General features: G+C 45.8%; 13 protein-coding genes. 10 read left to right on the top strand and 3 right to left on the bottom strand.

The annotated features are described in order from the left end of the window. Positions 1-4: 4 nt before the first annotated feature. The 6 genes from rpsR (at position 5) to MHN00_RS09585 (ending at position 8,744) form a co-directional block, all read left to right on the top strand. Entirely contained in the window at positions 5-232 is a 228-nt protein-coding gene (gene rpsR / locus MHN00_RS09560) for a 30S ribosomal protein S18 (protein WP_012519954.1), read from the top strand. A 26-nt stretch (positions 233-258) separates the two neighbouring features. Beyond that, entirely contained in the window at positions 259-711 is a 453-nt protein-coding gene (gene rplI / locus MHN00_RS09565) for a 50S ribosomal protein L9 (RefSeq protein WP_012519953.1), read from the top strand. 459 nt (positions 712-1,170) lie between these two features. Continuing rightward, positions 1,171-4,356, top strand: a complete 3,186-nt coding sequence (locus MHN00_RS09570; protein WP_239301015.1) for an efflux RND transporter permease subunit — start codon at positions 1,171-1,173, stop codon at positions 4,354-4,356. 13 nt (positions 4,357-4,369) lie between these two features. Continuing rightward, positions 4,370-5,458 (top strand): efflux RND transporter periplasmic adaptor subunit, encoded by a 1,089-nt coding sequence (locus MHN00_RS09575; RefSeq protein WP_239301017.1) that lies wholly within the window; start codon positions 4,370-4,372, stop codon positions 5,456-5,458. A gap of 96 nt (positions 5,459-5,554) precedes the next feature. Next, positions 5,555-7,600 (top strand): TonB-dependent receptor, encoded by a 2,046-nt coding sequence (locus tag MHN00_RS09580; protein WP_061096100.1) that lies wholly within the window; start codon positions 5,555-5,557, stop codon positions 7,598-7,600. A 13-nt stretch (positions 7,601-7,613) separates the two neighbouring features. Then, positions 7,614-8,744 (top strand): PepSY-associated TM helix domain-containing protein, encoded by a 1,131-nt coding sequence (locus MHN00_RS09585; RefSeq protein ID WP_239301019.1) that lies wholly within the window; start codon positions 7,614-7,616, stop codon positions 8,742-8,744. On the opposite strand, the gene MHN00_RS09590 is transcribed toward MHN00_RS09585, so the two are convergent. Together MHN00_RS09590 and MHN00_RS09595 are read right to left on the bottom strand one after the other, a co-directional pair. Next, positions 8,722-10,152 (bottom strand): sensor histidine kinase, encoded by a 1,431-nt coding sequence (locus MHN00_RS09590; protein ID WP_239301020.1) that lies wholly within the window; start codon positions 10,150-10,152, stop codon positions 8,722-8,724. The genes MHN00_RS09585 and MHN00_RS09590 overlap by 23 nt on opposite strands. Further along, positions 10,149-10,838: a response regulator transcription factor gene (locus tag MHN00_RS09595; protein WP_014977663.1), complete on the bottom strand. Its 690-nt coding sequence runs from the start codon at positions 10,836-10,838 to the stop codon at positions 10,149-10,151. The genes MHN00_RS09590 and MHN00_RS09595 overlap by 4 nt, the downstream gene beginning before the upstream one ends. A 289-nt stretch (positions 10,839-11,127) precedes the next feature. On the opposite strand from MHN00_RS09595, the gene MHN00_RS09600 reads away from it, so the two are divergent. Further along, complete coding sequence (locus tag MHN00_RS09600) at positions 11,128-12,240, top strand: MBL fold metallo-hydrolase (protein WP_239301021.1); 1,113 nt, start codon at positions 11,128-11,130, stop codon at positions 12,238-12,240. Between the two features lie 21 nt (positions 12,241-12,261). Here MHN00_RS09600 and MHN00_RS09605 read toward each other — a convergent pair whose 3' ends face one another. After that, positions 12,262-12,912 carry an MOSC domain-containing protein gene (locus MHN00_RS09605; RefSeq protein ID WP_014980567.1) on the bottom strand — a complete coding sequence of 217 codons (651 nt, stop codon included), beginning with the start codon at positions 12,910-12,912 and terminating at the stop codon, positions 12,262-12,264. A 117-nt stretch (positions 12,913-13,029) separates the two neighbouring features. Between MHN00_RS09605 and MHN00_RS09610 the strand changes: the two genes are divergently transcribed. The 3 genes from MHN00_RS09610 to MHN00_RS09620 are packed head-to-tail and all read left to right on the top strand — an operon-like array spanning position 13,030 to position 15,110. Beyond that, complete coding sequence (locus MHN00_RS09610) at positions 13,030-13,605, top strand: RNA polymerase sigma factor (RefSeq protein WP_014951111.1); 576 nt, start codon at positions 13,030-13,032, stop codon at positions 13,603-13,605. Next, positions 13,598-14,095 (top strand): hypothetical protein, encoded by a 498-nt coding sequence (locus MHN00_RS09615; RefSeq protein ID WP_039229236.1) that lies wholly within the window; start codon positions 13,598-13,600, stop codon positions 14,093-14,095. Before MHN00_RS09610 ends, MHN00_RS09615 begins: the two co-directional genes overlap by 8 nt. A gap of 13 nt (positions 14,096-14,108) precedes the next feature. Then, positions 14,109-15,110, top strand: a complete 1,002-nt coding sequence (locus tag MHN00_RS09620; RefSeq protein WP_014977658.1) for a DUF4097 family beta strand repeat-containing protein — start codon at positions 14,109-14,111, stop codon at positions 15,108-15,110. Positions 15,111-15,338 lie beyond the last annotated feature (228 nt).

A 15,338-nucleotide genomic window follows, 5' to 3' on the forward strand; every position in this document is an offset into this window, starting at 1 on the left:
ACCCATGGCTCGTTTTTTCAGACGTCGTAAGTTCTGCCGTTTCACTGCAGAAGGTGTGACTGAGATTGATTACAAAGATATCGCTACTCTTAAGAACTACATCACTGAGAGCGGTAAAATTGTCCCTAGCCGTATTACTGGTACAAGCGCAAAATATCAGCGTCAGCTGTCTTCTGCGATCAAGCGCGCACGTTTCCTTGCGTTGCTTCCGTACACTGATTCACACAAGTAATTTGGCGAATATAAGGGTTAGCTAAGATGAATATCATCCTACTAGATAAAATCGCCAACCTTGGCGGCCTGGGCGACCAAGTGACTGTTAAGTCTGGTTACGCTCGTAACTTCCTTTTCCCACAGGGTAAAGCGGTTCCTGCAACAAAAGACAACGTTGAAAAGTTCGAAGCACGTCGTGCTGAACTTGAAGCGAAAATTGCTGAGCAACTAGCTGCTGCTAACGCACGCGCTGAAAAAGTTGCTGAGCTTGCTGAAGTTACAATCGCAGCTCCTGCTGGTGACGAAGGTAAACTATTTGGCTCTGTTGGTACTCGTGACATCGCTGATGCAATCACTGCAGCTGGCGTTGAAGTACAAAAAGCAGAAGTTAAACTACCTACTGGTACTCTTCGTGAAACTGGTGAGTATGACATCGACTTACAACTTCACTCTGACGTTATCACTTCAATCAAAGTGATCATCATTGCTGAAGCGTAATCGCTGACGTATTTGAAAAAAGCCGCTCCTAGAGCGGCTTTTTTTTGCTCTAAATTTTTGTTCGATACTTAAAGACCAATACCAATCCGCATAGATGATTGCCCACCCAGAAGGCGCTGGCAAGTTTCCTAACAAAGCGTGGGAATGCAGGGATGGCCGTTGCTTTTCAAATTCCCAGAGTGAAGCTTGCCAGACCTTCCCGAAGGGCGAGTTTAAAATATCCCTACCCTCACTCCACGTCGCGACGCCTAATTAACGATGGGTGTAAGCAAATATGTCCAGCGCCGACAAATGGCGTATTTTTGAGGTCCACTCATCTACGATAAATAACGTTTTTTAAACGGTATTTAAACAAAATGTTAATAATCGCTGAAATTCTTAGTGTCATGGCTTTAAACTTTTTCTGTCATTCCTGCGACCTATAGTAAACCAAACAATAAAAAGCATAAGTGCCATATTATGGACATCACTAAGCAAGCAATAAAAAACGCGACTGGGGTAGGTATAGGAATAACACTGCTGGTATTTTTAGGGCTATATAGCCTGTTTAATTTACCTGTACAGCTGTTTCCTGACATTGAAAGACCGAATATTAACATCCAGACCTCGTGGCGCGCTGCGTCGCCCCAAGAAATTGAGTCGGAGATCATTGAACCTCAAGAGGAAGTGCTGCAAGGGATCCCTGGCCTTGAGTCGATGAATGCATGGGCAAACCAAGGTAATGCGTGGATTAATCTAGAGTTTGGTTTAGATACGGACATGCAGAAAACGCTCATTGAAGTGATTAGCCGCATGAATCGCGTACCGCCACTACCTCGCGATGCCTTGTCCCCTAATATTATGCTTGCTGGAAGTGGGGGAGACGCCCCCGCTTTGACCTACTTCTTTCTTCAGCGCCTTCCAGGCAATCCAAACGAAATTAATACCTATGTGACCTTTTTTACCGATGTCATTAAACCTCAGCTTGAATCTATCCCGGGCGTTGCAAGGGCGCGTATGGAAAGCGGGGTTGGCGGCGTTGAGGAGTTTCAAATTGTTTTCGACCCGTTTAAAGCGGCGCAGTTAGGCATTGACCTAACGGCAGTTGCCAACGAGTTGGGGCGTGCGAATGATATTTCAGGTGGCTTTGTCGATGTGGGCAGAAGACGCTATACTCTGCGTTTTGAAGGTCGCTACGAGCCTACGCAAATGGGTGAAATGATCCTCGAATGGCGAGACGGCAGCCCTATCACGCTAAATGACATTGCCGAAATTAAAATCACCCGCGCTGACGGTGCAAACTACAGTGTGCAAAACGGCAATCCGGCCATATCTATTCGCGTAGACAGGCAAAACAACGCCAATGTTCTAGCTACCTTAGAAGCCGTAAAAGCAAAAGTTGCACAAATAAACGAACAGGACTTGGCCCCTGAGCAGTTAGTAATGGCGCAAAGCTTCGATGCCTCAGTGTTTATCTATAGAGCGGTGCAGCTAGTTACCAGCAATTTATTTATAGGCGTGCTGCTTGCCATTGCCGTGCTTTGGCTCTTTATGCGCCAGCTGCGGGCAACGCTCATTGTGGCATTGGCCATTCCTATCTCACTACTTAGCACTTTTGTGGTGCTTCAACTTACCGGTCGCTCGCTCAATATCATTTCACTGGCAGGACTCGCCTTCGCGGTAGGTATGGTGCTAGATGCTGCTATTGTCGTGCTGGAAAACATTGTAAGAACGCGCAAGAGCGCCGAAGCCGAAATTGAAAATAAAGACCCAAATTCACAAACGCACATGGAGGATTGTGCCCATCGGGGAACGAAAGAAGTGTTTGGTGCCCTCATGGCGTCAACAGCCACCACCGTTGCTATTTTTATTCCCGTCATGTTTTTGGAAGATGTTGAAGGGCAATTGTTTGCTGACCTCGCTCTTACCATTGCCATTGCAGTGTGTATGTCGCTAGTGGTTGCGGTAACGGTATTGCCCGTCGTTGCCGCTAAATACCTTAATGGCAACATGCCAGCTGATAGCTTACAGCGGGTATGGGCTAAGATAACCCGCGCTATTATGTCGCTATCAAGTACGCCGCTTCGCCGACTTGTATTAGTTCTAACACTCATGGGCGTGCCTATTACAGGTAGTGTTTTGCTTATGCCTTCCATGGATTATTTGCCGCCCGTAAAACGCGATGCCGTTGACGCCTTCTTAAGTTTGCCTGCGGGTGCCAGTGAAAACTTTATTAGTGAAGAAGTGATGCCAATTATCGTTGAGAGACTGCAGCCCTATATGGACGGAGAAAAGCAGCCAGCGCTGAAAAACTACTACATTATCACATGGCCAAATGGCGGAAATTTGGGTGTGCGCGCTAAAGATCAGTCTAAGGTCAAAGAGTTAGAAGCCATTGTTCGCGATGAAATTTTAAAGGATTTGCCGGATACACAGACCTTTTCACAACAAGGCAATTTGTTCGGCGGCTTTGGAAACGGTCGCTCAATCGACATTCATCTTCAAGGTACCGACCAAGCCATGCTCGGCATCGCTGCGCAAGCAGGTTTAGATAAATTGAGAGAAGTTTTCCCTAACGCGAATGCGCGTTCGAATCCTCCTCTAGAGCAAGCCGAACCAGAGCTTCGCTTTTACCCTAATGACAGCCGAATGATGGAAGTCGGGTTAAATCGGGGCAGTATGGGGAACCTGGTACGTGCCATGGGTGATGGTATGTATGTGGGGGAGTACTTCGATGGCACCAAACGCATGAATATTATCTTTCGCTCAGCACCCTGGTTTACACCCGAAGACTTAAATAGCACGCCAGTCATGACGCCATCAGGCGAGGTGGTGCAATTAGGCGAACTGGTAGGTATTGAAAGAGCCGTAGGGCCAAGTCGTATTCAGCGCATTGATGGTCGAAGAACCCTTACGCTAAACGTAAATCCGCCAGAGGGTATGAGTTTAGAAGAAGCCATGAAAGTGATTACCTCTGAGGTTGAACCTGCCATTATGGCCATGATGCCTACCGATGGCGCTATTAATTATGGTGGTAGCGCGGATAGCTTAAAAGGCGCTATTGCCTCGATGGCTGATAACTTTCTTTTTGCCATGGTGTTGCTACTGCTGTTAATGGCGGGGTTGTTTAAATCGTTAAAAGACAGCGTGCTGGTAGTACTTTCTATTCCGCTAGCCACGGTGGGTGGGGTGATTGCTATTCGTATCATGAACATCTTTACCTTCCAGCCCATGGACCTGTTAACCATGATTGGCTTTATTATTTTGCTAGGGCTTGTAGTAAACAATGCCATTTTACTCGTGCATCAGACTCGCCTAGGAGAGCAAGAAGGGCTGACCCGTGATGACGCGGTAGAACAAGCCATCAAACTACGTTTACGGCCTATCTTTATGAGCACGCTGACTTCAATCTTTGGCATGCTGCCCCTGCTGTTGCTACCAGGTGCAGGCAGCGTTATTTACCGAGGTCTTGCGGCTGTTATTGTGGGAGGAATGACGGTGAGTACCATATTCACCTTGCTACTACTGCCTACCTTGCTGCGTATGACGGCTTCAAAGTCACCTGTAAATATACTCAAACCCCTGGCCGAGCGCATAGAGAGCACTGGCGCTTCGCCGACTACCTCATCCACCGTAAAACAAAATAAATACAACGATCATGTGTAAGGAAAAGACAACCATGAAAGCAATGACTTCTACTCTCGCCCTTAGTGTGTTTGCCTTATTTGCAAGCAGTGTATCGTTGAGCGCACACGCACAGGATAGCAATCAACCACCGCCGGTGCTGGTTCAAATAGATGAAGCCAGAGAGCAAGCGATTTCACAACTTACCTGGGTTCCTGGAACGGTACTTAGCGTTATCGATGCGAACCTAGCCTCTGAGGTAGACGGTCGCATCACTTGGATGGCAGATGTAGGTGATGTGGTAAAAGCGGGGGAGCCTTTAGTTAAAGTCGACGATACTCGCTTAAGTATTACCCGCAATCAAAATGCCTCAAATATTGCCAGATGGCAGTCGCAGGTTGAACTGTTTACCAAACGTCTCGCGAGGTACAAAAACCTTCAGGCCAGTCAAAACACGTCCAGAGGTGAGTTAGAGGAAGTGGAAGCTGACTTAGAGAATGCTAAGCAGGAGTTAGCGCAAGCCAAATTGGATTTAGAATTCACCGAATATCAGATAGCACAAAGCAGTATTCGTGCTCCCTTTACGGCTTTGGTGGTTGAAAGGCAGCAGTCGCCGGGCGAATACACTGGGGTAGGGCAAACCCTGCTTCGCGTGGTAAACCCTGATAGCGTTGAAGTTCAAGTGCGCGCACCGCTCAACGTATTACCCTATATTGCTAACGGCATGAGCGTTAGCGTTCACAATAACGTGAACCAAGTAGAAGAATCTATTCGTGCCATTGTACCGGTAGGCAACAGTACATCGCGCATGATGGAGCTACGAATTGCCATCAACCCCGGTGACTTTCCTATAGGCAGTGCAGTGCGCGTGGCGCTGCCTAGCAGCGATACTCATGATGGTGTCACCATACCCCGCGATGCACTGGTACTAAGAAAGTCGGGCACCTTTATCTATCAGCTCAATGAAAATAATGAAGCGGAGCAAGTTAAGGTGACAACCGGGGTGGGGATGGGCGATAGAATTGAAGTGTTTGGCGATGTGAACCCGAAGCGCTCGGTTGTGGTGAGAGGAGCTGAACGTCTGCGTGCAGGCCAGAAAGTACGTTACAACAATGAGCGTGAGTCTTTGACAGCGAAGAACTGAGAGAATTGTAACAAATGTAAAAGTGCTATCCATTTAGACTAAAGTTAATGAGAATGTTTCTTATTTGTAATTGTTGATTATCAAATGGAGACATCCTTGAAAAAGTTAGTTTTAGCCAGTGCAGTGTGCACGCTATCCAGTCCGGTAGTATTTGCGCAATCCCTAGAAAACCAGAATGAAGAAACCAAGTCTATAGAGCGAGTTGCTGTGGTAGGCGCAGCAACTAACTTGAGCATTACTGCCGAGGATATTGAGCAGTTTCAGGCAAACGATTTAGCTGATGTTTTTAGAGAGTCTCCGTCGGTCAGCGTTGGCGGTTCAGTAGGTGTAGCGCAGAAAATCTTTATCCGTGGACTAGAAGATGCCTACCTGAATGTAACCGTAGATGGCGCGCAACAAACCTCAACCCTATTTCACCACATAGGCCGCGTGACGCTAGATCCCGATCTTTTGAAGCAAATCGATGTGCAGGCTGGTGCAGGTGAAGCAACCAGTGGCCCAGGTGCCATTGGTGGTTCAATCCGCTTTAAAACCAAAGATGCACAAGATTTATTGAGAGGCGACGAACAATTTGGTGGTCGAGTAAAAGCGAGTTATTTCTCAAACGAAGGCACCCGATATAGCGGCAGCCTTTATGGAAAGCTAAGTGATTCATGGGGCTTGCTAGGTTATTACAGCACGGTTGACAGAGATAACTTTGAAGACGGCGACGGCAACGAAGTGCTGGGTACTGCCGCAGATCAAGATCTCATGTTCCTTAAAGCCAGTGGTTACATTGCGGATAATCAATACCTTTCAATAAGTGCAGAGCAACGCGATGAAGAGGGTGAGTTTTCGGCAAGACCTAACTGGGTAGTACTAGAAGGTGCTCCACTTTATCCTAGTGAAGCAGAGCGTGATACCTACGTAGCGAACTACCGCTTTGACCACAGCGCATTGGTTTTCTTAGAGGCCACTGCATACCAAACTTCATCATCGTTCCGCGGCGGCCGTTTCGATTTCTTGTCTGATATCGATACCTATGGTTTTGATATTAGGAACACCACCGACATTTCAAACCACGTATTCACCTACGGTATCGACTATCGTAAAGATGAGGTAGAAAGTGGTCCTGGCGTAGGTCCTGTGCAGAACGCAGAAGAAGGCAGCGTAATGGGTATTTACGCGCAAGCTCATAGCAATATCACACCAGAGTTGTTGTTGAGCTACGGTGTTCGTTATGACGACTTTGATTTTCAGCAACAAATCTTGATCGATGACTATTACGGCACACCCGTTACCGATGAGCCATCTGGACTAGACGACAATGAACTTAGCTTTAACGTCGGTCTTGAATATCAGCTTACCGAAGCTTGGACCCTTGGTCTTGGTTACGCAGAAGCGGCGCGCGGTAAGCAAATTGGTGATGGTTTCACGCTTGACGAATACTTATATGATGGTGAGGACGTTCCCGTTGTAGCCAGTGACGTGGTGCCTGAAACTGTCACCAATATTGAAGCGTCAATCGAATACAGCGCGAATAACCTTAATGCGCGCCTTAGCGCCTATGAATCTACTATTGATGATGTGCTATTTAGCGGTTATCAAGGAAACTCGGTATTTAATAATATCGGCGACCTAGAATCATCTGGCGTAGAGTTTAACCTTGCGTATCGCTGGGACTCTGTTGACGTGTACTTTGGGTTTTCAAGCGTAGATGTTGAATTGATGCCTCGTGAAGATCTGTACAGCGTACCCTATAACAGCATCGATATTAACGGATACGAGTTTGTTGGCTTAGGTAATAGTCGCGGTGATACGTGGGTACTTGGTGCAGATTACACCGTTACTGCAGACATTAGCGTTGGCTTTAACATCACTATGGTTGACGACATCAACATAGATACACTACATCAGGCCTTGGAAAACGGTTGGACCGACTCGCTTTATTCACTTAACAAAGCAGACTATACCCTAGTGGATATTTATGGCGAGTGGGAAGTCACAAACGACCTTCGCTTAAATCTGGCGGTAACGAACTTGTTTGATGAAGCGTATATCGACCATTCAAGTGTGGGTGACTACAGCGAAGTATTCCCAAGCGTTATTGGTCCGCAAGAAGCTGGACGAGATATTCGTTTGTCTGTCACTTACGATTTCTAAGCAACGCCTTTAGATGAACTTTTCCACGTTTAAAAGGTGGGTCTTTTGGGCCCACCTCTTTGCTGGCTTATTGGCCAGCATTGTCGTTTTCATTATGGCTTTTACCGGTGTATTACTCACTTACGAGCGCCAGTTCAAAGAGCTAAGTGAAATGGCTTATGCACAAACGATTGATATCGAAAAGTCGGTAATCTCGACTGAGCGGGTTGTATCAATACTTCGTGAAAAGCATCCTAACGAAGCGCATATTTTTGTTCGATGGGTCAATAGCGAGGGAGCGGCAATTCCCGCATGGGCCGGCGAACACAGCTATCTTATTCACCCCTATACCGGAGATATATTAAGAGAAGGAGAAGGGGTCGTTGAAGAAGCATTTCATGTCATAACTGACCTGCATCGATATCTTTTAATGGAAGGGGATTACCAATTAATTGGCAAAACCATAACGGCTTATAGCAATCTTATTTTTATTTTTTTGCTGTTATCGGGAGTCATCATATGGTTGCCCAAACACATATCGAAAAAATCCTTAAAGCAGCAAATGTGGTTACGGCAAAAGTACACTAATAAACAGCACCGTCGCCGACATTGGCATTTTGTTTTTGGTATGTGGTCACTGCCTTTTTTAGTTGTGATTGGACTAACGGCTACCCTGTTTTATTTTGAGTGGGCAAACAACGCATTGTATGGAATGTACGGTGAACAAGTCCCTACTCGCGAAAAGAAAGCTATGCCTGAGTCGCTAGACGCCGACGTTGTCAGTTACGACACGCTATTTACCAAAGCTCAGCAACACGCCAATGAAAATGGCTATCAGGATTGGTATTCCATGTGGATGGAAATTGGCAAAAGTGAGGGTGTTGCACGGTTTTATATCGATAAAAGTATAGGGCACAGGCAAGAGTTAGCGTATTCACTGTATTTCGACACGGGAACCGGTGACATCACTAGGACACTTTACAAAACCGATTGGCCCAAAGGGAGTCAGGCTTGGGGTACTTCCCGCTTTTTGCACACGGGAGAATACTTTGGCTTTATAGGGCAGACCATCGCAGGGCTGGTAAGCTTGCTTTGCTGTATCTTAGTTTATACTGGCACACTACTTGGTGTGCAGAGACTTCTCAATTTGCGAAAGCAGCATTAAAAGACTTAGGCAGGGTAATGGTAACGACTAGCCCTGTTTGCTTTGTAGCACTAGCGTCTCTATGTAATGCGTTGTCTTTGATTAGTGCAGCGCGATTTATCGCTGATATGTCGCCGCCCACAGCGGCAATTTGACGTTTCGCCAGTGCAAGCCCAAGACCAAAGCCAGAGCGCTTTGCGGCATGTACGTAGTTTTTGGCTGCCCGTGCCTTGTCTACCCTGAAAAAAGGTTCGAATATGGCGTCTAGCATTGATTCAGGCACGCCGGTGCCTTCGTCTTTAACCGTGATAACATAGTTATTGTTATCGCTGGTCAGCGTTAAACTCACTTTGCTTTGCTCAGGGGTATGACGCAAGGCATTACGAATAATATTTTCTAACGCCTGCCCCAAAGCAAGCTGGCTGCTCTTTTCAATATTCGCGCATTCAGGTGTGTCGACATGCAAGGTTCTATCAGGGTATTCAAACCGCGCATCTTCACAAATAACATTGATAAGTTCTACCAAGTCAAAGTCATCGCTGTTCAATTGTGGCGATTCTGTATTTAGCCATGCAAAGGTTAGCGTATCTTCAACAAGCTCTCTCATCGTGCTCGCTTCATAACGCAGGCGTGAAAGCGCTTGTTCACGATTAATGTCTTGCTCTACAAAGTCTATTGCCATATCAATGCGGGCAAGAGGCGTGCGAAGCTCGTGAGAGAGATCAGCAAGCAAACTTCTTTGATTATAAATGAGACTGCTGGTTCTTTGGGCCATCTTGTCGAACGTTTGGGCAAGCCCAGTAAGTTCGTCATTTCGCTTGGGCATTGCAGCCATTGCACGGGCTTCTAAATTCCCATTTGCGAAATCTTTTGTGGCATTTTCTAATTGCTTTAGTGGCGTCATTAGGTGTCGATACAGCATAAAACTCAAAAGGCTTAATATCACTAGAGGTAATGCAATTTGAAGCGTTAAGCGTGTGGCGAGCAATAACGAACCTGGGCGCATACGCTGTGGAAGTTGAATTAAAAAGTGCGTATTGTCATCGACGAAGGGGACTTCCATCACAGGGTTTTCAGAAAAGTACAAATGTATTTTCCATTCGGGGCTGCGGCCTATTTGAAATCGGTCAACAAACTCATCTAACATTTGGGTGTCAGCGAATGTGGTCATTTGGGAGTTAACTACGGCAAGCCACGTGTCTTCCTTTGTCTTCACTTCTTGCAAAAAAGCAGCTAACGCTTGTTCTCCATCCTCCAGGTAGATTTTCTCCGCTTCTTGACCATAGGAATAAAGGGTTTCTTGATGAGCTTTATCGATAAAACTCATGCTGGTCTCGGTATGATTGGTAAGCCACGCGATGGCCCAAAATAACAGAACAGTACCAACGGCAATAAATGCGCACAGTCGCCATAGCAGTTTATTTTTCACGAAAAGCGATATCCTTGGCCGTGGACAGTGGCAAGGCGTTCAGGGGGCATGCCAGTCTCAACGAGCTTTTTGCGTACTCTAGACAAATGCATATCTAAGCTTCGGTCGTACCTCGAAAAGGGTTTGTTAAGCACGCTGTGATAAAGAAATGCTTTGCTCAACGTTTCCCCTTTGTTATCTACTAACATCCAAAGAAGCTTAAATTGTATTGGCGTGAATTCGAGTAGTCTTGAGTGGTATTTGGTAACTTGCTGAATGCGATTTAAATAAAGCACATCAACAATGATTTCCGACTTTTGCGTGCCTGAGTCGTTTAGTGTTTTGCTGCGTCGCAACAGTGCGTCGATGCGAAGCATCATTTCAGTAAAATTGAAGGGCTTGGGTAAGTAGTCATCTGCGCCCTTACGGTAGCCTTCAATCCTTTCTTGCTCGGCACCTGACGCGGTGATCATCATAACCGGTGTTTGCTTTATTTGCCTTAATTGGTTTAACAGCGACAAGCCGTTTAAAGAGGGAAGGCGTATGTCGAGTAACACAAGGTCAAAGTTCTCCTCAAGCACAGCTTGTAATCCAGCATTACCGTCACTTTCGTGGCGAGTGTCAAATCCTCGAGACTGCAACAGCTGTGTGATTTGTTCACTTAACGTCGCGTCATCTTCAACAATGAGTATTCGGGTTTTACGCATAATGGCTTCAGGAAAGAATTTTAAACATACTATTAATAATAGTTATCATTTGCAACTAATCGGTTTGTGACGATAAATGGGGCCGCTAACGCGCGCTTTTATATTGTTACAAATTTACTGTGGTGCTGATGGTTTCTCGCTTTACAATAACGGTTAACAGCTATCTTAGTGCTTGCGCTAAACTGCGGTGCTCTTGATGTCTGCACAATTGAGTAAATAAAGCATAGACGCAGCAGTCAACTAAGCGCTTTGCCTCCTAGGTTGGAGCTACAAGGACACGATCTTAAAAATGGTAATGAGTTTAAAGAAGTTAACGACGTTGTCGGCGTCGCTAGTAGTAGCAGGAAGTGTCGTTACTGGTTGCGCCAGCTCTAATCATGTTACTCAGATAGAAGGTGAAAATGCTGTAATCAAGCACGCCAATGAGCCTGGGTATGAGGACAGATTCAGCAATATTTACGACAGTTTTAAAGCATACCCCGTCACGTGCACTAATGATTGCTACCCAGCGTCTGCCGATATTGAATGTGAAAGTGACATGCAAAATTGTCAGTTCGTTGGCAACAACCCGACAGTGAACTCGCACACCGGCTTTAATGTCACCTGGTTAGGGCACGCAAGTTTTTTACTTAACACCGCAAGTGGTGAGCAAATACTTATTGACCCTGTGTTTGGGCAGTTTGATTGGCCCGTCAATTGGGCTTTTCGATTGGCGGAGGGGTTCAGCCGCAACGAACCCGCTGAGGTAGGTGAAGACAAACTCGCACAAACCGATGCTGTGGTTTATTCCCATATTCACTATGATCATTTCAATAAAGCCGATATTGCCGAATTAGGCACAAAGCCCGAATATCTTGTTCCGTTAGGTTTCGCAGAGCACTTCCCTAATAGAGGCTACACCATTAAAGAAATGGCGTGGTATACCAGCAAAAACGTAGGCAAAACCTCTATCCACTTCGTGCCGGCCCATCATTTCAGTAACCGAATTTGGGTGCCTTATTTGTACGAGGACGACAATGCGACACTGTGGGGTGGTTGGGTATTTGAGAGTGAAGGCAAAACATTGTTCTTTGCGGGGGATACGGGATATTCACCGCACTTCATGGATATTAAAGCGCGCTTTGGTGAAATAGATGTTTGCCTGTTACCTATAGCGTCTTATTTCAGCGAAACCTCACCTAAATGGTATCGCAAGGTACATACTACGCCAGAAGATGCCATTGTTGCGGCCCAAGACCTAGGCTGTAAAGCCGTAGTGCCTTGGGGCTATGGAAATGCCAGCTGGATGATGGGTGACAAGACGTCACATTCTGCGCTATTTCGTCTTATGAAAATGAAGAAGCAGCTAAACCCTGCAATGCCTTGGATTATTTTGAATGAAGGTGAGCAGGCGTCTTTTTAATTTAAGCTACGGATAAATGGCCTATTTATCCGCAATCTTATCCGCAATTTTTTGGCATTTTTCGCGCCATTCGTCATCAAGCGCCTCAAGTTTCGCTAGCTTTTGTGCCAGGGATTTGTCTGCTTTGGTATGGGCGCATTGCATTAGGGTGTGAACGTTAACGGTATCGTCCTCACGGTGCAGTAGTGTTACTTCGTCGCCAACACTGATGGTTCCGGTTTTAATAACCCGGTAATACCAGCCAGTGATACCTCGTTCTCCGACAAATCTATCTAAATTGGGCACTTCGAAGCGTTGCGAGATTTTATTGCAAGGGGCACGGGGTGCACTTACTTGCAGTTCTACCTCGCCGAACTTCCATATATCGCCGATATAAACGGTAGCATCGTCCATGCCCTCTACACTGATGTTTTCGCCAATGCTGCCCAGCGAAAATTCGCCTTCAGGAAAATGCTTTCTTAATGTCAGATAGTTGGTCGGGTTGAACTGATGCAGCACTTTCTCCGGTCCACCGTGAAGCCGTTTGTTGGCCTGTTCGTCTTCATCGGTTCTGTCCATATGTACCGTTAACGCGTCGACGGGGGCTTTAACAATACTGCTTGGTGCCCCACGAGGGCCTAGCGGCTGAGGTTTTCCAGCAAACAGAGCGTTAACAGAAAATGAGGTAGACATGGCATCTCCAAAAAATATTTTTGTGCATTTAAACCTTTCTACTATAGGGTACGACTAACCTTATAACACTAACAAGTGCTAATGCTAATCAGCACCACAAATAACAAAGAGAAAAGAATGGAACACACACAACAACGTGTTGTACACGCCAATGTGGTGTTTGGTAATAAAAGCGAAAATGAGCTGATATCTAAAGCGAAAAAGGGCGATAAGCAGGCATTTCGGTCCCTTTACGATGAACATATTGGGCGAGTCTACGCGCTTTGTTACCGGCTTACAGGTGAAAAGGGAATGGCAGAAGATGCTTCGCAAGAAGTCTTTATTCAGCTATGGAAAAAATTGGGTAATTTTGATGGGCAAAGCCAATTTTCCACGTGGTTACACAGCGTTACGGCAAACATTACCATCTCTTATATGCGTAAGCAGAAAGGGTGGGTGCAGCGGATGTTTAACTTGGAAAATAGCGGCATTAACGAGATGCCGGCTGAAGAAAACAGCACTGATGTGGATTTAGAAGCATTAGTTATTCGCTTACCCGAGCGAGCCAGAATGGTTTTTGTCCTCCATGCAATTGAAGGTTACAGACACGAAGACATTGCCAGCATGTTGAACATGGCAGTGGGCTCAAGCAAAGCACAATTTTTCCGTGCTAAGCAATTATTGAAAGATTTTATGGGAGTCGATGATGAGTAATTTTGACGACAAGCTTGCTCAGCATATTTCTGGGATATCGAAAGAGAAGCAGCCAGAACGAGATTTGTGGCGAGGAATTGAACTCGGCATAACATCGCAGCAAGGCGACGCTTCATCATCTACGGTTACATCAAAACAGTGGATGGCAATAGCCGCAAGCGTTTGTTTAGTTACTGTATTGTGGTTCGCGGCTCCTTTTGCGTTTAAAGCTGATGAAAGTCGAAGCGATGGCTATGCCCTGATTGACGCAATGAGTATGCAGCAGCAACAACAAGTGAATAGTCTTCTTGCTAGTTATGAAAGTACAACGGCGCTAACTGAAGATTGGCAAGAGCAATTAAAAGAATTGGACGATGCTGCAGATGTTATTAAAGCGGCATTAAAGGACGATCCAGACAACTCAGCATTAATCAAAATGCTGCATCACGTATATCAACAGCAGATTGCCTTAATTGAGCGAGTGCACGCGCCAAAGTGGCAGCAAATTTAATAAGGGTTTAAAGATGAATATAAATACGAAAAGCACATTTTTGCACACGTTCATGGCACCTTTGGGGGCCAAGGTATTACTTACTACTGCGCTGCTAAGTATCGCTACTGCGGCGTTTGCAGGAGAAAAAGTAGATAAGACCATCGACACATCGTCTTCGCCGAAAGTGGACATTGAACACATCAACGGAAAAGCAGATATCCGAGTTTGGGATAAGTCTCAGGTTCGTGTCACCGGCGAACTGGGCGATCAAACTGAAGAGTTTATCTTTGAAAGACGTGGAGATGTCGTGGTTATACATGTTGAAGTCGAGCGCCACTCGAAGAGCTGGTTTAATAAAGGTAAAGATGGCGACGACCTTGTTATCTATATACCTTCAGCAAGCGACCTTCACTATACCGCGGTCAATGCTGATCTTATTGCAGAAGGTATAACAAAAGCAGTAGATGTTGAGGTGGTAAACGGCGACGTAACCCTTAAAAACATAGGTGAGCGGGTTGAAGTTGAGTCGGTTAATGGCGATATCGTGCTTGAGAATGTGAGAGGCCGTTTAGAGGCGGAAACAGTGAATGGCGAAATTGAAGCGTCACACTCAGGAAACACGCCAGTGAGCTTTGCGTCAGTTAATGGCAAGCTCGACATCACTTCCGATAGCCCAGACGTATCAGTAGAAACCGTCAACGGTCGAATCGATGTGTCTCTTCAAGCGGTAGACGTACTGCAAATCAATACGGTTAATGGAAGGACTTACGCAAGTTTAGGTCTTAATAAGAACGGTAGCGTAAAAGCGAATTCTGTAGGCGGTGCGATGGAATTTGTCTTTCAAGATGGCGTATCGGCACAATTTGATATTGAGACGCACGCTGGCGGCAACATTGTAAACAATATCAGTGATGAAAAGTCGCAAAAGCCTAAGTATGGCCCAGGTAGCTGGCTACGCTTTATCCATAACGGTGGGGCTGCAAATGTAGACATCTCTACGGTACACGGGCGAATTGAAATAGACCAAAAGTGAATAAGCTATAGGCAACACAATTGAAACTTTAGGTTGAAAAAATGAATTTAGTCCACATTTATTAATCAGACATGTGGTGATTAATGAAAAGCTGCGAGTGATCGCAGCTTTTTTTGTTTGGTCGCTAAAAATGTGTAGCTGAGCGTTTGTAAGTAACAAAAGTGCGTTTTAATGGCTCTTAGTTACAAGTTAGCGGACCTGCACGCTTCACCCACATCATCACATTGT

Source organism: Alteromonas sp. Cnat2-8 (genome assembly GCF_022348355.1).
GTDB classification, from domain to species: Bacteria; Pseudomonadota; Gammaproteobacteria; order Enterobacterales; family Alteromonadaceae; genus Alteromonas; species Alteromonas macleodii.